Source organism: Streptomyces sp. GbtcB6 (assembly GCF_019091475.1).
GTDB classification, from domain to species: domain Bacteria; phylum Actinomycetota; class Actinomycetes; order Streptomycetales; family Streptomycetaceae; genus Streptomyces; species Streptomyces hyaluromycini.
In genome coordinates this window covers 39,797-56,321 of sequence record NZ_JAGXJL010000033.1, presented here as the reverse complement: position 1 = coordinate 56,321, position 16,525 = coordinate 39,797, and the positions used below count along the sequence as shown (strand labels likewise).

Sequence of the window (16,525 nt, the reverse complement as noted above, 5' to 3'; positions counted from 1 at the left end):
TGATCAGCCGAACTGCTGCTCAAGGTCCTTGAGCTTGCGCTCCAGGGAGTCGAGGCGCGGCAGCGCCATTGTGTCGTCCTCCGCGGTCAGGTCGACCGTGATCGGGTCAGACCCTTTGCGGACGGGCTGAAGGGAGGGCCGCTGGCGTACGGGCAGCTGCTCCGGCGCCGATATGGCAGGCTCCGCAGTGGGCTGGGAGGCGCGCTCCACCTGGTGCTGGACCTCGTCCTGCCGGCCGCGTCCGACGAAGCCGCGGTGGCCCCGGCTTATGGCCTTGAGCTGAGCCCGCTCCAGACGGTCCTGCTCGCGGCGGCGCAGCCGGTTCGTCTCCTTCTGCCGCTTGTCCTCGCGCACCTCGTCGACCGCCTCGTCCAGGCTGCGCACGCCCTCGAGGAGCATCAGCGACCAGGCCTTGTAGGTCTCGCGGGGGGCGCGCAGCCAGCGGACGATGCGGATCTGCGGCAGCGGGCGCGGCACCAGGCCCTGCTCACGCAGGGCGGCCTTGCGGGTCTGCTTCAGCGCACGGTCGAAGAGGACGGCCGCGGACAGCGACATGCCGGCGAAGAACTGGGGAGCGCCCGCGTGGTCGACGCCCCTGGGCGCGTGCACCCAGTTGAACCAGGCCGCGGCGCCCGCGAACGTCCACACGAGTATCCGGGAGCCGAGGGCCGCGTCACCGTGGCTCGCCTCGCGCACCGCGAGGACGGAGGAGAACATCGCCGCGCCGTCCAGACCGAACGGCACGAGGTACTCCCAGCCGTCGGAGAGGCCGAGGTTCTGCTGGCCGAAGCCGACCAGGCCGCGGAACGAGAGGGCCGCGGCGACCGACGCGGAGGCGAACAGGAGCGCGTAGGAGACGGTGCCGTATACGGCTTCCTTACGCCGGCGGCGCTCCTCGCTGCGCTCCCACGAGTCGTCCTTCGCGTGCTCCCCGCCGGACCGCTTGGACCGCGCAAGCACCGCCACCGCGACCAGCATGCCCAGGAGCAGTACGGCGCCGGGAAGCAGCCAGTTCAGCGATATGTCGGTCAGTCTCATCTAGGGGTCCCTTGCATTGGGATAGGGCGTATCGCCCGCCATAGTGGCCCAATCCCACTGGCCCTCAGGGGGTTTCGGGGCAAGAGGCCGCCAAGGAAGTGCAAGGGGATGCCCCAGGGCGGCATTCTGCTCGAACTGCCGCGTGAGGGGCGGGAGTTGAGTTCGAGTAAGACTACCCATACGGGTGGTTCTTCGGAAAGTTCCTGCGGCAAGTGAGGAAGTTGTGAATTCCCTGTCCCCACAGGAGCGACCTTGCCATCGGCGATCTTAGTGGATGCCGAGGAGTGCTGCACCCCGGGGGTGGGTGCCGCGGAGAGGCTGAGGGCGGCTCAGGCCGCCGCGGCCGCCACGAGTTTGACGATCCGCTCGTCGTCGCAGGTCCGCGGGCAGGTGGCGCAGGTGTCCTCGGGACGCAGGGTGTAGTACATGCAGCAGCTCGCCCGGTCCCGGGTGGGCAGCGGCTCCCCGGCCGGACCGGTCAGCACCCGGAAGGCGGCCGAGCCGACGTACGGCTTGGTGGCGCCCGGCAGGAGCTGTTCGAGTTCGCGTACGACCCGCTCCTCCTCCCCGAGCAGTCCGGCGATGTACCAGAGCCCCTCGACGACCTCGTCGGTCGCCATGCCCCACAGGGCGCGTCCGCGCCGCCGCATCCGCGGCCCGAAGCCGCCGAGGACCGGTTCCAGATGCTCGGCGACGGCAGCCCGCACCTCCGCCCGCAGCGCCTCCTCGCCGCCGACGACGACCGCGCCGGGCAGCGCCGCCGCCGGGTCGTCCGGGAGGCAGGCGAAGGAGGCGACGCGTACGGCCATCCGGCCCGCCGTACGGTCGTACGACACCTCGGTCGCGGGGAGGCGGGGGACCCGGCGGTCCAGGAACCAGGGGAGGGTGATCAGGAGGCAGGCGGCCCAGCCGTAGCGGTGCAGGCCGAAGGTCGCGACCACGTCGGGGCGGGCCGGCTTTCCCTCGTCGCGCAGGATCTGGTCCTCGTCCCAGGCCAGGAAGGCGTCCAGACCGGGACCGCCCGCCGCCAGCTCGGCGGCGCCGACCCAGTCGCCGCCCCGGGGCGCCGCGTCGCCCGGCCCCAGCTCCGTGACCGCCAGGTCCGGGCAGACCTCGGTGAGGCGGGCGTAGGAGGCGGAGACGGGGGAGATCATGGGCTACCGCCGATCGGGTGAGGGCCGACTGCCAGATAAGTAAGCCTTACCTTACCCACCCGTTCGGAAGTTTGAACCAGCGCCTTGTGCGCCTAAGGTGCTTGACGGACAAGTAACAACCCGCCGTTAATGACCCAAGTGCCGACGAGCCGGAGGAGGACCCGTGGACCAGCGCGCGCACGCGGCTCCCGCCGAGACGGCCAGGGTGCCTGCGCAGTCGCGGTCCGAGGAGTCGGCGCGGGAGGCGCCCGGTTTCCCCGCCGGTCCGCCGGCCGCGCGGGGCGAGCACACGCACAGTGAGCCGCCGATCCGGCAGCCGAGGCCCGCTGTGCAGCGGGCCTCCGTGCGCGGGCAGATCCTCGACGCGTTGCGTACGGCGCTGGTCGGCGGGGAGCTGGCGCCCGGCGAGGTGTACTCGGCGCCGGCGCTGGGGGAGCGGTTCGGGGTCTCCGCGACACCGGTGCGCGAGGCGATGCAGCAGCTGGCGCTGGAGGGCGCGGTCGAGGTCGTGCCCAACCGCGGGTTCCGGGTCGTGGAGCGGGGCGCTCGCGAGCTCGCGGAACTGGCCGAGGTGCGGGCGCTGATCGAGGCACCGGTGATGCTGCGGCTGGCGCGCAGCGTGCCGGCCGAGCGGTGGGCCGCGTTGCGGCCGCTCGCCGAGGAGTCGGTGCGGGCGGCGGCGACGGGGTGCCGGGTGACGTACGCGGAGGCCGACCGGGCGTTCCACCGGGCGGTGCTGGCCCTCGCGGGCAACGAACAGCTGGTACAGATCGCCGAGGACCTGCACCGCCGTGCGGTTCCGCTGCGCGGGGCGCGGGCCGACCTGATGGCAGATGCGGCCGAGCATGCGGCGCTGCTGGAGGCGTTGATCTCGGGGGAGCTGGACGCCGTGCGGCGGTTGGTGACCGGGCATTTCGCCGCCGCGGGCTGACAGGGCAGGGCGTTTGCGGCGGCGGCTCGCCGTAGGGGTGCGGACCGGGTGCCGGGTGCGGGTGGGTGGGGGCTGGTCGCGCAGTTCCCCGCGCCCCTGACGGGGCGCTTCGCTCGCCGCTCCTTTATGCGGTGGGCGCCGGGGGATCGCCGTAGCGGTGTGGGTCGGGTGCGTCGTGGCTGGTCGCGCCCACGCGGCGGAGCCGCACATCAAATACAGCCCCGCGCCCCTGACGGGGCTCGTTGTCCGCGGGCAGTCGTGCCTCCCCCAGTGCCTTAAGGGCCTGGGAGGTGCCCCCAGGGCGGCACGGGTGGGCGCGGGCGGCACCCGGCAAGCGCCGGTAAGCGTCCCCACCCCCCGGCCTCAGCGCCCTCAGCTGCCCTTCGCCGTCTTCTGGTACGCGTCGTGCCACGCCGCCTTCGCGCCCGAGTCGCCTATGCGGTAGACGTCGACCACCGCGCCGGCCGCCACGGCCACCGACAGCACGCCCACGACGATCCGCACCGGGAGGGCCGACCAGCGGGCGTCCTTGCCGGGAGCCTGCTCCTCGCCGCTGCGCCGCGTCGCCCACCACACCACCGCGGCCAGTACGAACAGACCCAGGGCCCACGGCAGCAGCCCGTCGCCCAGTTCGGTGTGCCGGCGGACCAGGGTGTCCTCGGTCACGTGCCGCTCCAGCCACTCGCCGGCCTGGGTCGTCAGCGGCACGCTGACCAGGGCGACCAGGGCGAGCGCGGGCAGCAGCACCCCCAGCCGCCGGGCGACCCGCGGCCACAGTGCGGCGGCCACCAGGGCGAGTGCCGTCAACGGGACCAGGACGACGACGATGTGGACCAGCAGGACATGGGCCGGCAGCCCGTTGACGGTGCTCATGGCGAAGCGCTCCTGAGAGGGTCGGGGCGCGTGAGCCTGGCACAGCAAACTCTCAGTTTCCTCTGAGCCGATCCTCAGGCGGTCGCCGCTCCCGGTGCGGGCGGTGTCAGCTGCCGCGCCAGCCAGGTCGGGACGCCGCCCAGGAGGCGGAACAGGCGGCCCGCCTCCTCGCGCAGGCGCGACGCCTCCGGCTCGGACTCCGTGTCGGCCAGGGAGGCGAGGGCCGGGGCCGTGCCCACCAGGTAGCCCAGCTCCTCCCTGATCCGCAGCGACTCCGCGAACCCGTGCCGCGCCTCCGCCAACTCCCCGTCCCGCAGCGCCAGTCCGGCCAGGTGGCGCCAGGTGAAGGAGAGGAGGAGAGGGTCGGCGTGGGCGGTGGCGGCGGCGTGGGCGCGGCGGTAGGCGGCGCGGGCGGCCTGCGGGGAACGGGTGAGGTTCTCCGCCAGCAGACCCCGGCGGAAGTCGAGCAGCGCCCGCCCCGACGTCCCCGGCGGGATCAGCGCCGCCGCCCTGCCGAGCGCGGCCCGCGCCTCGTCCGCCCGGTCGCGGACGCCGTGCAGCGTGGCCGCGTAGGCGAGCTGGCCGCGCTCGCAGGCGGCCGCCCCCCGCTCCTCGTCGGTCCGGGCCACCGCCTCCGCCGTCCGCAGCGCGTCCTCGGCCTCTTCCCAGCCCCGCTCGGTGTACAGACACCGCTCGACCATCAGCCCCGCCCGCTGCAGCGAGTACGCCGGGGTGTCCGACGGCAGCAGGGCCGCCGCGTCGGCCCAGCAGGCCCGCGAGCGCAGCCGCCATACCGCGGTCTGGAGCGGATCGTCACCAGCGGTCGTTCCGTTCCCAGACATGGCGGAATACGCCACGTTGCCCTCCCCTAGCGCGCCGTCGAGCAGTGAAGTGGTGGCCGCATTCCAGCACCGATCGCCGCGCGGGGCCAAGAGGGTGGGTGAATAATTTCACAAAGTCGTGGGACGGCGGCGGCACTTGGCGTGAGCCGGTCGCACGCCCGCGTGACCTCAACTCATCCGCAATGCCAAGAAGAAATCGAGCTTGTCCTCCAGCCGGGACAGGTCCCGGCCCGTCAACTGCTCGATCCTCCCCACGCGGTAGCGCAGCGTGTTGACGTGCAGGTGGAGACGGGTGGCGCAGCGGGTCCAGGAGCCGTCGCAGTCGAGGAACGCCTCAAGGGTGGGGATCAGTTCGGCGCGGTGGCGGCGGTCGTAGTCCCGCAGGGGGTCCAGCAGCCGGGCGGTGAAGGCACGGCGGACGTCATCGGGGACGAAGGGGAGGAGAAGGACATGCGAGGCCAGCTCCTGATGACCGGCCGCGCAGACCCGGCCCGGGCGGGCCGCCGCCACCCGGCGGGCGTGCCGGGCCTCCTCCAGGGCGCCGCGCAGCCCCTCCGCGGAGTGCACGGCCGCGCTGACACCGAGGGTGACCCGGCCGTCGTCGTCGAGACCCGCCGCCAGCGGGTCCCGTACGGCCGCCAGGAGGGCGTCGGCGTGGATGCCGGACTCGGAGCCGTCGTGCTCGGCGACGACGGCGGGCAGCGGCACGAGGGCGATCGCCTCGTCGCCGGTGTGGGCCACCGCTATCCGGTCGGAGGGCTCCGGGCCGGTCGCCAGCGGGTCGACCAGGATCTCCTCCAGGAGGGACTGGGCCACCGGGCCGCCCTCCACCTCGCCGCCGTCCCACTCGACGCGGGCGACGACCACCTGCCAGTGCGGGGCCGCGCCGAGGCCGGGCAGCAGGACCGGGGCGGCCACCCGCAGGCGGGCGGCGATCTCGGCCGGGGCCGCGCCGGTCTGGACCAGCTCCAGGACCTCCTGCGCCAGCCTGCGCCGCACCGTGCGGGCCGCGTCGCGGCGGTCGCGCTCGACGGCGATCAGCTGGGTGACGCCCTGGAGCAGGTCGAGCCGCTCCTCGGGCCAGTCGCCCGCGTCCGCCTCGACGGCCAGCAGCCAGTCCGACAGCACGGTCTCGCGTACGTCCCGGGCACCCTGCGGGGAGCGGCCGCTGGAACGGATCGGGAAGAGCGAGTAGGTCGTGCCGTCGAGCAGGACGCGGTGCGGGCCGCGGCGGCCGGTGCGGGTGGCGGCCAGGTGCTCGGCGGCCAGCCCGGCGCAGGCTTCGGCGGGCAGCGCGGGCCCCGACACCTTGGAGCCCGCGATCAGGCGGCCGGCCGGGGACAGCACCCAGGCCCGCAGGTCGAGGTCGGAGCCGAGCAGGTCCAGGACCACGTCCGGACCGCCGCCCGCCGGGCCCGAGGTCATCATCCGCCGGTGCCGGTCCACGACGGCCGCCAGGTCCCCGGCACGCTCGCCGCTGACCTGCCGTACGACATGCTCGGTGATCGTCGCGAAGGCCACCGACTCGTGGACCGCGAAGAGCGGGAGGCGGTGCCGGGCGCAGGCCACGACCAGGTCCTCCGGGACGTCGCCCAGCTCCGCCTCGCCCGCCGCCAGCGCGACCACCCCGGCCTGCACCAGGAGTCGTACGAACGGCTCGGAGTCCGCCGCGTCCCGGCGCCAGGCCAGGCCCGTCAGCACCAGCTCACCGCCGGAGAGGTAGCGGCTGGGGTCGCGCAGGTCGGTGGTCATGACCCCGCGCACGGTACGGTCCAGCTCGTCCTCGCCGCCGAGCAGCCGCAGGCCCAGCGCATCGGTGTCCAGGAGTGCGCGCAGCCGCATCTCGTCGCCGCCGTTCTGTGTCTCGAAATCTACGATGAATCATGAAGGGTCACGGGTGAGGCGCCCGGACGGGCGGGTCCGCGGGCCGTCACCAAGGGTCGCCGGGCCGCAACCGATGGCTGCCAGGGCGTTTCCTGCGTTTCCACAGGAAGACCAGGAGGTTACTGATGACCCCCGTTCATACGAATCTACAAGATGCCCGTGCTGGCCAGCCAACTCCTTCATGGTTTCAGTGACTGACCCCGCTGGAGTAAGGGGCGGTGTACTGGCGTCATTCCGCGTTAACAGGACATGAACGAGCCGGGCCCGCCGCACACGGATTGGCTCAATCCGCACGACTCACGAGACTCACGAGACGGAGAAGAGAGCCGGTCATGGACTTCCTTCGCCCCGCCAGCTGGGAGGAGGCGCTCGCCGCGAAGGCCGAGCACCCCACCGCAGTGCCGATCGCGGGTGGCACCGATGTGATGGTCGAGATCAACTTCGACCACCGCCGGCCCGAGTACCTCCTCGACCTCAACCGCATCGGTGATCTCTACGAATGGGAGGCCGGCGAGGAGAGCGTACGGCTCGGCGCCTCCGTCCCGTACACCCGGATCATGGAGAACCTGCGCGCCGAGCTGCCGGGCCTGGCCCTCGCCTCGCACACGGTCGCCTCCCCGCAGATCCGCAACCGCGGCGGCGTCGGCGGCAACCTCGGCACCGCCTCCCCGGCCGGCGACGCCCACCCCGCGCTGCTCGCGGCGGGCGCCGAGGTCGAGGCCGAGTCGGTGCGCGGCACCCGGCTCATCCCCATCGACGACTTCTACACCGGCGTCAAGCGCAACGCCCTCGCGCCCGACGAACTGATCCGCGCGGTGCATGTGAAGAAGGCCGACGGCCCGCAGCAGTACTCGAAGGTCGGTACGCGCAACGCGATGGTGATCGCCGTGTGCGCCTTCGGGCTCGCCCTGCACCCCGAGACGCGGACCGTGCGGACCGGGATCGGTTCGGCCGCCCCGACGCCGGTGCGCGCCAAGGTCGCCGAGGACTTCCTGAACGCGGCGCTCGACGAGGGCGGCTTCTGGGACAACGGAAAGATCATCACCCCGTCGGTCGCCAAGCAGTTCGCGGACCTGTGCGCCGCCGCCTGCAACCCGATCGACGACGTCCGGGGCACCGCGAGCTACCGCCGCCACGCGGTCGGCGTGATGGCCCGCCGGACGCTCACCTGGACCTGGGAGTCGTACCGCGGCACCACTTTGCAGAAGGGGAGTGTCGCCTGATGCGCGTCAACTTCACCGTCAACGGACGTCCGCAGGAAGCCGACGATGTGTGGGAGGGCGAGTCCCTGCTGTACGTGCTGAGGGAGCGCCTGGGCCTGCCCGGCTCCAAGAACGCCTGCGAGCAGGGGGAGTGCGGGTCGTGCACCGTCCGGCTGGACGGCGTGCCCGTGTGCTCGTGTCTGGTCGCGGCGGGGCAGGTGGAGGGCCGGGAGGTCGTCACCGTGGAGGGGCTGGCGGAGTACGCCAGGCAGCGGGCCTGCGGGACGGAGGCCTGTGGTATGTCACATGTCACGCGTGACACTTCAAAGAACTGGCAGCCCAAGCCCCCCTCCGACTCCCACACCGGAGAGGGCACCGAACTCTCCCCCATCCAGCAGGCGTTCATCGACGCCGGCGCCGTCCAGTGCGGCTTCTGCACCCCGGGGCTGCTGGTCGCCGCCGACGAGATGCTGGAGCGCAACCCCAACCCGACCGACGCGGACATCCGCGAGGCGCTGTCGGGCAACCTGTGCCGCTGCACCGGCTACGAGAAGATCATGGACGCGGTCCGCCTCGCGGCCGCCCGGCAGGGAGAGGCGGTCTGAACCGGATGCCCACCAACGGCGCTCCCCTCGGCACTCCCACCAAGGTCACCCAGGGCTCCCAGACCAAGGGCGGCATCGGCGAGTCCACGCTCCGCCCGGACGGCACCCTCAAGGTCACCGGAGAGTTCGCGTACTCGTCCGACATGTGGCACGAGGACATGCTCTGGGGCCAGATCCTCCGCTCGACGGTCGCGCACGCCGAGATCGTCTCGATCGACACCGGCGAGGCCCTCGCCCAGCCCGGTGTCTACGCCGTCATGACGTACGACGACCTGCCCACCGAGGTGAAGAACTACGGCCTGGAGATCCAGGACACCCCGGTCCTCGCGCACGGCAAGGTACGCCACCACGGCGAGCCGGTCGCGATCGTCGCCGCCGACCACCCGGAGACCGCCCGCCGCGCGGCCGCGAAGATCAAGGTCGAGTACCGCGAACTGCCCGTCATCACCGACGAGGCCTCGGCCACCGCCCCGGACGCGATCCACGTCCACGAGAACCGCGACGACCACCACATCGGCCACGTCCCGCACCCCAACATCGTGCACCGCCAGCCGATCGTCCGCGGCAACGCCGACGAGGCGGCGAAGAAGGCCGACGTCATCGTCAAGGGCGAGTACTACTTCGGCATGCAGGACCAGGCCTTCCTCGGCCCCGAGTCCGGGCTCGCCGTGCCCGAGGAGGACGGCGGCGTCCACCTCTACATCGCCACCCAGTGGCTGCACAGCGACCTGCGCCAGATCGCGCCCGTCCTCGGCCTGCCCGAGGACAAGGTGCGGATGACGCTGTCCGGCGTCGGCGGCGCGTTCGGCGGCCGCGAGGACCTGTCGATGCAGATCCACGCCTGCCTGCTGGCCCTGCGCACCGGCAAACCGGTGAAGATCGTCTACAACCGCTTCGAGTCCTTCTTCGGCCACGTCCACCGCCACCCGGCCCGCCTCTACTACGAGCACGGGGCAACGCGCGAAGGCAAGTTGACGCACGTCAAGTGCCGGATCGTGCTCGACGGCGGTGCCTACGCCTCCGCCTCCCCGGCCGTCGTCGGCAACGCCTCCTCGCTCGGCATCGGCCCGTACGTCGTCGACGACGTCGAGATCGAGGCCATCGCCCTCTACACCAACAACCCGCCCTGTGGCGCGATGCGCGGCTTCGGCGCGGTCCAGGCGTGCTTCGCCTACGAGGCCCAGATGGACAAGGTCGCCAAGCAACTGGGCATGGATCCGGTGGAGTTCAGGAAGCTGAACGCCATGGAGCAGGGCACCATCATGCCGACCGGCCAGCCGGTCGACTCCCCGGCCCCCGTCGCCGAACTCCTGCGCCGGGTCAGCGCGATGCCGCTGCCGCCCGAGCGCCAGTGGGAGAGCAGCGAGGGCGCGGACGTACGGCAGCTGCCCGGTGGTCTGTCCAACACCACGCACGGCGAAGGCGTCGTACGCGGCATCGGCTACGCGGTCGGCATCAAGAACGTCGGTTTCTCCGAGGGCTTCGACGACTACTCGACGGCGCGCGTGCGGATGGAGGTCGTCGGCGGCGAGCCCGTGGCCGTCGTGCACACCGCGATGGCGGAGGTCGGGCAGGGCGGTGTGACCGTCCACGCGCAGATCGCGCGCACCGAGCTCGGCGTGGCGCAGGTGACCATCTACCCCGCCAACACCCAGGTGGGCTCGGCCGGTTCGACCTCGGCCTCCCGGCAGACGTACGTCACCGGCGGAGCTGTGAAGAACTCCTGCGAGCTGGTCCGCGAGAAGGTCCTGGACCTGGGCCGCCGCAAGTTCGGCACGTACCACCCTGCTTGGGCCACCGCCGAGCTGCTCCTGGAGGGCGGCAAGGTCGTGACCGACGGCGGTGAGGTGCTCGCCGACCTGGTGGACGTCCTCGGCGACGAGGCCGTGGAGATCGAGGCGGAGTGGCGGCACCGCGCGACCGTGCCGTTCGACCTGCACACCGGGCAGGGCAACGGCCACGTCCAGTACAGCTTTGCCGCCCACCGCGCGGTCGTCGAGGTCGACACCGAACTGGGCCTGGTCAAGGTGATCGAACTGGCCTGTGCCCAGGATGTCGGCAAGGCGCTCAACCCGCTCTCCGTCATCGGCCAGATCCAGGGCGGTACGACCCAGGGCCTGGGCATCGCGGTGATGGAGGAGATCATCGTCGACCCGAAGACCGCGAAGGTCAGGAACCCGTCCTTCACGGACTACCTGATCCCGACCATCCTCGACACGCCGACCATCCCGGTCGACGTCCTCGAACTCGCCGACGACCACGCCCCGTACGGGCTGCGCGGTGTCGGCGAGGCCCCCACCCTGTCCTCGACTCCGGCGGTCCTCGCGGCGATCCGCAACGCGACCGGCCTGGAACTGAACAGGACACCGGTACGCCCGGAACACCTGACGGGCAACGCGTGACCAGGGCGTGGCCGCCTCCCGCGGCCACGTCGTAACGCGGCACCACCGGCGCCGGGCAACTGCTCAACTCCCGGCGCCGCCCACCCAAAGCGTGCACCACCGGGCCGTCCCCCGGGTCATGCACTTCCCAAATCCCGTACCGTCGGAGGCGTTTGCGCAACGGCGGCTGCGGGGGCCCCTGTGAACCTTGGGAGACGGCACCATGACCCAGCAGTCACTGGAGCCCAGGGCGACGGCCGAAGACGCGGGAGAAGGCACCCGCGTCCCGGCCGGACGGTCCTGGCTCGACCGGTACTTTCATATTTCCCAGCGAGGATCGAGCGTCGCGCGTGAAGTGCGCGGCGGCGTCACCACCTTCATGGCGATGGCGTACATCCTCCTGCTCAACCCCCTGATCCTGTCCGGCAAGGACGCGGCCGGGGACACCCTCGGACAGAAGGCGCTGATCACCGCGACGGCGTTCGCGGCGGCCTTCACCACGCTGCTGATGGGCTTCGCCGGCAAGGTGCCCCTCGCGCTCGCCGCCGGCCTCTCCGTCTCCGGCGTGCTGTCCTCGCAGGTCGCCCCGCAGATGACCTGGCCGCAGGCGATGGGCATGTGCGTGATGTACGGCGTCGTCATCATGCTCCTGGTCGTCACCGGCCTGCGCGAGATGATCATGAACGCGATCCCGCTCGCGCTCAAGCACGGCATCACCATGGGCATCGGCCTGTTCATCGCCCTGATCGGCTTCTACAAGTCCGGCTTCGTGCACCAGGGCAAGGCCACCCCGGTCACCCTCGGTCCCGCGGGCGAACTCGCCGGCTGGCCGGTGCTGCTCTTCGCCGGCACCCTGCTGCTGATCTTCATGCTGCAGGCCCGGAACGTCCCCGGCGCGATCCTGATCGGCATCATCAGCGGCACGGTCGTGGCGGCCGTACTGAACGGCCTCGGAGTCATCGACCCGAAACAGTGGGCCAGCGGCGCCGCGCCCGAACTGCACGGCTCCGCCGTCTCCATGCCGGACTTCTCGCTCTTCGGGCACGTCGCGTTCGGCGGCTGGGGCAAGGTCGGCGCGATGACGGTGGCGATGATCGTCTTCACCCTCGTGCTCGCCGGGTTCTTCGACGCGATGGCCACCATCATCGGCGTCGGCACCGAGGCGAAGCTCGCCGACGACAAGGGCCGGATGCCGGGCCTGTCCAAGGCGCTGTTCATCGACGGCGCGGGCGGCGCGATCGGCGGAGTGGCCGGCGGCTCCGGCCAGACCGTGTTCATCGAGTCGGCCACGGGGGTCGGCGAGGGCGCCCGTACCGGTCTCGCCTCCGTCGTCACCGGCCTGTTCTTCGCGGCCTGCCTGTTCTTCACCCCGCTCACCGCGATCGTGCCCCAGGAGGTCGCCTCGGCCGCCCTGGTGGTCATCGGCGCGATGATGCTGATGAACGCCCGGCACGTGGACTGGGCCGACCGGGCCACCGCCATCCCGGTGTTCCTGACGGTCGTCCTGATGCCCTTCACCTACACCATCACCACCGGCGTGGCCGCCGGCGTCATCTCCTACACCGCAATCAAGGCAGCTCAGGGCAGGGCGCGGGAGGTCGGGGCATTCATGTGGGGCCTGACAGGGATCTTCCTGGTCTATTTCGCCCTCAATCCCATTGAGAGCTGGCTGGGCGTCCACTAGGACGCTCCGCTGGGAGAGCCGTGAACGGGCCCGTGGTCGGGTGCGGGTCCGTTCGGGCTGGTCGCGCAGTTCCCCGCGCCCCTTACGGGGCGCTTGACCTCAACCTCGTCAAGGAGATCGGGACATGCTGGACATCGCCGAGGAGCTGAGTCGGTGGGTCGTCGACGGGCGGGACTTCGCCGTGGCCACGGTGGTGGCCGTCGGCGGAAGTGCGCCCCGGCAGCCCGGTGCCGCCCTCGCGGTGGACGCCGAGGGCACGGCCGTGGGCTCGGTCTCCGGCGGTTGTGTGGAGGGCGCCGTGTACGAGCTGTGCCGGCAGGCGCTGGAGGACGGGGAGACCGTCCTGGAGCGCTTCGGGTACAGCGACGACGACGCCTTCGCCGTCGGTCTGACCTGTGGCGGCGTCATCGACATCCTCGTCACACCGATACGGGCGGACGACCCCGTCCGGCCGGTGGCCGCGGCCGCGCTGGCCGCCGCCGTGCGCGGGGACGCGGCGGCGGTCGCGCGGATCGTCACCGGGCCGCCGGAGCTCCTGGGCCGCGCCCTCCTGGTGGACGCCGACGGCTCCCACGAGGGCGGCTTCGGCGCCCATCCGGAGCTGGACCGCACGGTCGCCGCCGAGGCGGCCGCCTTCCTGGACGCGGGCCGCACCGGCACCCTGGAGATCGGAGAGCAGGGCTCTCGGTGCGGAGCACCGCTCATGGTGCTGGTCGAGTCGTCCGTCCCGCCGCCCCGGATGATCGTCTTCGGTGCGATCGACTTCGCGTCCGCGCTGGTCCGGGTCGGCAAGTTCCTCGGCTACCACGTGACGGTGTGCGACGCGCGCCCCGTCTTCGCCACCAGGACCCGCTTCCCGGAGGCCGACGAGATCGTCGTCGAGTGGCCCCACAGGTACCTGGAGCGCACGCAGGTCGACGGCCGTACCGTCCTGTGCGTCCTCACCCACGACGCCAAGTTCGACGTCCCGCTGCTCCGGCTCGCCCTGCGCCTCCCGGTGGCCTACGTCGGCGCGATGGGCTCGCGCCGCACCCACCTGGACCGCAACGAGCGCCTGCGCGAGGTCGGCGTCACCGAACTGGAGCTGGCCCGCCTCAGGTCGCCCATCGGCCTCGACCTCGGCGCCCGTACGCCCGAGGAGACCGCGCTGTCGATCGCGGCCGAGATCGTCGCGAACCGCAGGGGCGGCAGCGGGGTCTCCCTGACCGGGGCGCACACCCCGATCCACCACGACGTGACGTCTTCGCAGGCCCCGGCGCGGCGGATCGGGTCGGTGGCCTAGCTCCCCCTGTGGCGGCCGTCCCGGCGTGCTCCCCCGGAGCGCCCGGCCCGTTCCCCCGATCGCCGTACCGGTCCGGGCGCCAGGGGACGATGGAAGCGCCTTCACAGCCGCCGTACAGCGTCAAATGACGCATTCGGCGCCGGGAGTTCCGTTCTCATGCACGCGAGTTGCACGTGAGTTGCACGCGGGTTGCGTGCGCGCTGCAGGCGCGTCGGCTCACTCCTCGGCCCAGCGCCGCAGCCCCGCCAGGTCGAGTACGACGGTCCGCCCCCGGCGGGTGGCCACCAGACCCTCCTGCTGCATGGCCCGCAGGCAGCGCACCACCGACTCCCTGGACGCCCCGGTGGCGGCGGCCAGTTCACGCTGGTTGACCTGCACGGCGACGGCACCCGGCAGGGTCCCCGGGGCCGCCGAGCCGTACTGCACGGCGAGCTTCACCAGCAGCCCGGCGACCCGGGCGCGGGTGGTGCGGGCGCCCTGTTCGGCGCGCAGCCCGTCGGAGTCCCGTAATCGGCCCACGACACTGCGCAGCACCGACAGGCACAGGCCCGGGTCGCGCTCCAGGAGCCGCAGGAAGGCCTCCGCGGCGACCACCGCGCCCTCGCTGCGGCGCATCGCGGTGACCGTCGCGCCCCGGGGCCGGCCGTCTATGCAGGAGAACTCGCCGAGGAGCTCACCGGGGCCGCGCAGGGCGAGCAGGCTGGTGTAGCCGTTGGCCGAGTCGACCGTCACCTTGACCAGGCCGTCGGTGAGCAGGACGACGGAGTGGGCCTCCTCGCCCTCCCGCATCAGCACCTCGCCGCGGGTCCACCCGCGCGGATGTCCGGCCTCCCGTAACAGCTTCGCTTCCCCGGGCGAGAAGAACGCCACCTTCGAGCCTCCCGGCCGCATCGAACCACGGTGACCGTTCGGCACCGGACGGCCACTGTCCATCCTGCGGCCGGGCTCTGCCAAGGGGCCGGCCATCCGCACGGCACCGCGGTCAGGGCCGCCGGAGCAGCGAGTTGACCGCCCGTCCGAACACGGCCCGGGACATCCGGCGCACCAGCGGGTCGAAGAGCGACGGCAGCCCCCGGATCCGCAGTTCCTCGTGCCAGACCACCCGGGTGCGGCCGCCGGGGCCGGGGTGAACCTCCAGTTCGGCCCAGCCGAGCACCACCCGGCCGTGCTTGACCAGGCGGCACCGGCCGGAGCCGCCGTCCTGCGGCGGATGCCAGACGGTCACCTCCATGGGATCCTCGAAGGACAGCGGTCCGAGACCGGAACGCGCCACGAAGACCGTGCCCTCGTGGGTCGGGGGATCGGTGAGCACGGTGACCCGGGTCAGCGGGACCACGTCGGCATGCCGGGACCACTCCGTGAGCCGGCGCCACGCCTCGTCGATCGGCAGCGGAGCCGTGCGTTGGAGGAGGAAGTTGACCACGGCACGATCGTAGGGAACCGGCCACCGCGAGCGGGGCTCGCTCGGCGTGTTCACAGGACCGAAAGAATCGTCCAACCCGGGCCGGTACCGGCCCGGGGAACCGTACGATTTCCGTCATGGCGGGCGAACCGCCTGCCCTCACGGGGAGTTGGTCATCATGCCGTTGAAGACCTATGGCGTACTGATCACGCGGGCTGTCGACACCCGGCGCGAAGGCGCCGCCGACACCCCGCACTACCAGATCCACCTCACGGACGACCACGGCGTCCACTACCGGGCCGCGGTCAACGTCCTCTCGCAGGAGAAGCCCGCCGACCTGCTCTACCTCGTCGACGACGACCTGAAGCACCCGATCACGGCCCGCCTGGACGGTCTGACGAGCGGCTGGAACACCCTGCCGCCCGGGCCCGGCGGACCGAACCTCGACTTCGTGCGCGGCAACCTGTTCGACCCGGCCCACCTGCGCACCCTGCCCGCGGACGCGAGCGGCCCCGACAACGACCTGGCCGACCTCCTGGACCATTACGTGCGGCGGGCGGTCGACGACCCGGACGCCCGGCTGTACGTCTTCGGCGAGCGCTTCGGCCCCGAACCCTCCGTCAAGGACAAGGTGTTCGGCTTCCTGCCAGGCAACGGCGTCCACGACATCCATATGAACCAGGGCAACGACGGCCGCTTCACCGGCGACGACGGGGTCTGGCAGGACGGCGGACTGCTGATCCGCTTCCCGGGCGACGGCCAGGCCGCGGAGCGCTGGGTCGGGATCTTCCTCGCCTTCCAGAGCCAGGCCTGGCACACCGACGACGTCACCGGCCACACCCTCCCCGACGTCGACACCTCCCGCCCCGCCCCCGGCGACCGGCCGGTCCGGATCGTCGCCGCGCTGGTCAACCCGGTCGGCCCCGTCCCGGAGGCGGAGACCGTCACCCTCCTCAACGCCTCGTCCGCCCCGGTCGACCTCACCGGCTGGCGCCTCCTCGACCGCATCGGCCAGGGCTCCCCGGTACCGGCCGGCCGGCTCGCCGCCGGCGCCACCCTGGCCGTACCGCTGTCCGACGGCGCCCAACTCGGCAACCACGGCGGCGAGATCAGCCTCCTCGACGCCACCGGGCTCAAGGCCGACGGGGTGTCGTACACGGCCGAGCAGGCGACCCGCGAAGGGTGGTGGGTCGTCTTCTGACAGGTCCGCGCACGGCCCTGTCGCGGCGGCACGGCGGTACGGCACC

The 16,525-nt window shown here is 72.2% G+C and carries 14 protein-coding genes; 7 read left to right on the top strand and 7 right to left on the bottom strand.

What is annotated here, in order from left to right; translation table 11 throughout:
* Positions 1 to 3 precede the first annotated feature (3 nt).
* Both KVT45_RS38855 and KVT45_RS38850 read right to left on the bottom strand, forming a co-directional pair.
* The gene (locus KVT45_RS38855) at positions 4 to 1,038 is read right to left on the bottom strand and encodes a DUF2637 domain-containing protein (RefSeq protein WP_089104555.1); all 1,035 of its coding nucleotides are present in this window, start codon (positions 1,036 to 1,038) and stop codon (positions 4 to 6) included.
* A 329-nt stretch (positions 1,039 to 1,367) separates the two neighbouring features.
* Positions 1,368 to 2,192: a (2Fe-2S)-binding protein gene (locus tag KVT45_RS38850; RefSeq protein ID WP_217553986.1), complete on the bottom strand. Its 825-nt coding sequence runs from the start codon at positions 2,190 to 2,192 to the stop codon at positions 1,368 to 1,370.
* Positions 2,193 to 2,355: 163 nt separating this feature from the next.
* Here KVT45_RS38850 and KVT45_RS38845 point away from each other — a divergent pair, with 163 nt between their 5' ends.
* Positions 2,356 to 3,123 carry a GntR family transcriptional regulator gene (locus KVT45_RS38845; protein ID WP_217553984.1) on the top strand — a complete coding sequence of 256 codons (768 nt, stop codon included), beginning with the start codon at positions 2,356 to 2,358 and terminating at the stop codon, positions 3,121 to 3,123.
* Between the two features lie 372 nt (positions 3,124 to 3,495).
* On the opposite strand, the gene KVT45_RS38840 is transcribed toward KVT45_RS38845, so the two are convergent.
* The 3 genes from KVT45_RS38840 to KVT45_RS38830 form a co-directional block, all read right to left on the bottom strand.
* Positions 3,496 to 3,996: a DUF2231 domain-containing protein gene (locus KVT45_RS38840; RefSeq protein ID WP_217553982.1), complete on the bottom strand. Its 501-nt coding sequence runs from the start codon at positions 3,994 to 3,996 to the stop codon at positions 3,496 to 3,498.
* 74 nt (positions 3,997 to 4,070) lie between these two features.
* Positions 4,071 to 4,838, bottom strand: coding sequence for a hypothetical protein (locus KVT45_RS38835; protein ID WP_150135375.1), 768 nt, complete (start codon positions 4,836 to 4,838; stop codon positions 4,071 to 4,073).
* Positions 4,839 to 5,006: 168 nt separating this feature from the next.
* Positions 5,007 to 6,680 carry a PucR family transcriptional regulator ligand-binding domain-containing protein gene (locus tag KVT45_RS38830; protein ID WP_217553978.1) on the bottom strand — a complete coding sequence of 558 codons (1,674 nt, stop codon included), beginning with the start codon at positions 6,678 to 6,680 and terminating at the stop codon, positions 5,007 to 5,009.
* Between the two features lie 374 nt (positions 6,681 to 7,054).
* On the opposite strand from KVT45_RS38830, the gene KVT45_RS38825 reads away from it, so the two are divergent.
* From KVT45_RS38825 to KVT45_RS38805, 5 genes are all read left to right on the top strand, one after another.
* Positions 7,055 to 7,945 carry a xanthine dehydrogenase family protein subunit M gene (locus tag KVT45_RS38825; RefSeq protein WP_217553974.1) on the top strand — a complete coding sequence of 297 codons (891 nt, stop codon included), beginning with the start codon at positions 7,055 to 7,057 and terminating at the stop codon, positions 7,943 to 7,945.
* Complete coding sequence (locus KVT45_RS38820) at positions 7,945 to 8,529, top strand: (2Fe-2S)-binding protein (RefSeq protein WP_217553972.1); 585 nt, start codon at positions 7,945 to 7,947, stop codon at positions 8,527 to 8,529. Before KVT45_RS38825 ends, KVT45_RS38820 begins: the two co-directional genes overlap by 1 nt.
* Positions 8,530 to 8,534: 5 nt before the next feature.
* Positions 8,535 to 10,931 (top strand): xanthine dehydrogenase family protein molybdopterin-binding subunit, encoded by a 2,397-nt coding sequence (locus tag KVT45_RS38815; RefSeq protein ID WP_217553969.1) that lies wholly within the window; start codon positions 8,535 to 8,537, stop codon positions 10,929 to 10,931.
* A 202-nt stretch (positions 10,932 to 11,133) separates the two neighbouring features.
* Positions 11,134 to 12,594 (top strand): NCS2 family permease, encoded by a 1,461-nt coding sequence (locus KVT45_RS38810; RefSeq protein WP_217553966.1) that lies wholly within the window; start codon positions 11,134 to 11,136, stop codon positions 12,592 to 12,594.
* 124 nt (positions 12,595 to 12,718) lie between these two features.
* Positions 12,719 to 13,876, top strand: coding sequence for an XdhC family protein (locus tag KVT45_RS38805; protein ID WP_217553960.1), 1,158 nt, complete (start codon positions 12,719 to 12,721; stop codon positions 13,874 to 13,876).
* Positions 13,877 to 14,092: 216 nt separating this feature from the next.
* On the opposite strand, the gene KVT45_RS38800 is transcribed toward KVT45_RS38805, so the two are convergent.
* Both KVT45_RS38800 and KVT45_RS38795 read right to left on the bottom strand, forming a co-directional pair.
* Complete coding sequence (locus KVT45_RS38800) at positions 14,093 to 14,767, bottom strand: Crp/Fnr family transcriptional regulator (protein WP_217553958.1); 675 nt, start codon at positions 14,765 to 14,767, stop codon at positions 14,093 to 14,095.
* 91 nt (positions 14,768 to 14,858) lie between these two features.
* Positions 14,859 to 15,299, bottom strand: coding sequence for an SRPBCC family protein (locus KVT45_RS38795; protein WP_217553957.1), 441 nt, complete (start codon positions 15,297 to 15,299; stop codon positions 14,859 to 14,861).
* Positions 15,300 to 15,456: 157 nt separating this feature from the next.
* Between KVT45_RS38795 and KVT45_RS38790 the strand changes: the two genes are divergently transcribed.
* Complete coding sequence (locus KVT45_RS38790; RefSeq protein WP_217553953.1) at positions 15,457 to 16,479, top strand: DUF2278 family protein; 1,023 nt, start codon at positions 15,457 to 15,459, stop codon at positions 16,477 to 16,479.
* Positions 16,480 to 16,525 lie beyond the last annotated feature (46 nt).

What these genes read in the sequence shown, in the direction of transcription:
- KVT45_RS38855 (WP_089104555.1), bottom strand. Translation starts at nt 1,038, where the DNA reads ATGAGACTGACCGACATATCGCTGAACTGGCTGCTTCCCGGCGCCGTA.
- KVT45_RS38850 (WP_217553986.1), bottom strand. Translation starts at nt 2,192, where the DNA reads ATGATCTCCCCCGTCTCCGCCTCCTACGCCCGCCTCACCGAGGTCTGC.
- KVT45_RS38840 (WP_217553982.1), bottom strand. Translation starts at nt 3,996, where the DNA reads ATGAGCACCGTCAACGGGCTGCCGGCCCATGTCCTGCTGGTCCACATC.
- KVT45_RS38835 (WP_150135375.1), bottom strand. Translation starts at nt 4,838, where the DNA reads ATGTCTGGGAACGGAACGACCGCTGGTGACGATCCGCTCCAGACCGCG.
- KVT45_RS38830 (WP_217553978.1), bottom strand. Translation starts at nt 6,680, where the DNA reads ATGCGGCTGCGCGCACTCCTGGACACCGATGCGCTGGGCCTGCGGCTG.
- KVT45_RS38825 (WP_217553974.1), top strand. Translation starts at nt 7,055, where the DNA reads ATGGACTTCCTTCGCCCCGCCAGCTGGGAGGAGGCGCTCGCCGCGAAG.
- KVT45_RS38820 (WP_217553972.1), top strand. Translation starts at nt 7,945, where the DNA reads ATGCGCGTCAACTTCACCGTCAACGGACGTCCGCAGGAAGCCGACGAT.
- KVT45_RS38815 (WP_217553969.1), top strand. Translation starts at nt 8,535, where the DNA reads ATGCCCACCAACGGCGCTCCCCTCGGCACTCCCACCAAGGTCACCCAG.
- KVT45_RS38810 (WP_217553966.1), top strand. Translation starts at nt 11,134, where the DNA reads ATGACCCAGCAGTCACTGGAGCCCAGGGCGACGGCCGAAGACGCGGGA.
- KVT45_RS38805 (WP_217553960.1), top strand. Translation starts at nt 12,719, where the DNA reads ATGCTGGACATCGCCGAGGAGCTGAGTCGGTGGGTCGTCGACGGGCGG.
- KVT45_RS38800 (WP_217553958.1), bottom strand. Translation starts at nt 14,767, where the DNA reads ATGCGGCCGGGAGGCTCGAAGGTGGCGTTCTTCTCGCCCGGGGAAGCG.
- KVT45_RS38790 (WP_217553953.1), top strand. Translation starts at nt 15,457, where the DNA reads ATGCCGTTGAAGACCTATGGCGTACTGATCACGCGGGCTGTCGACACC.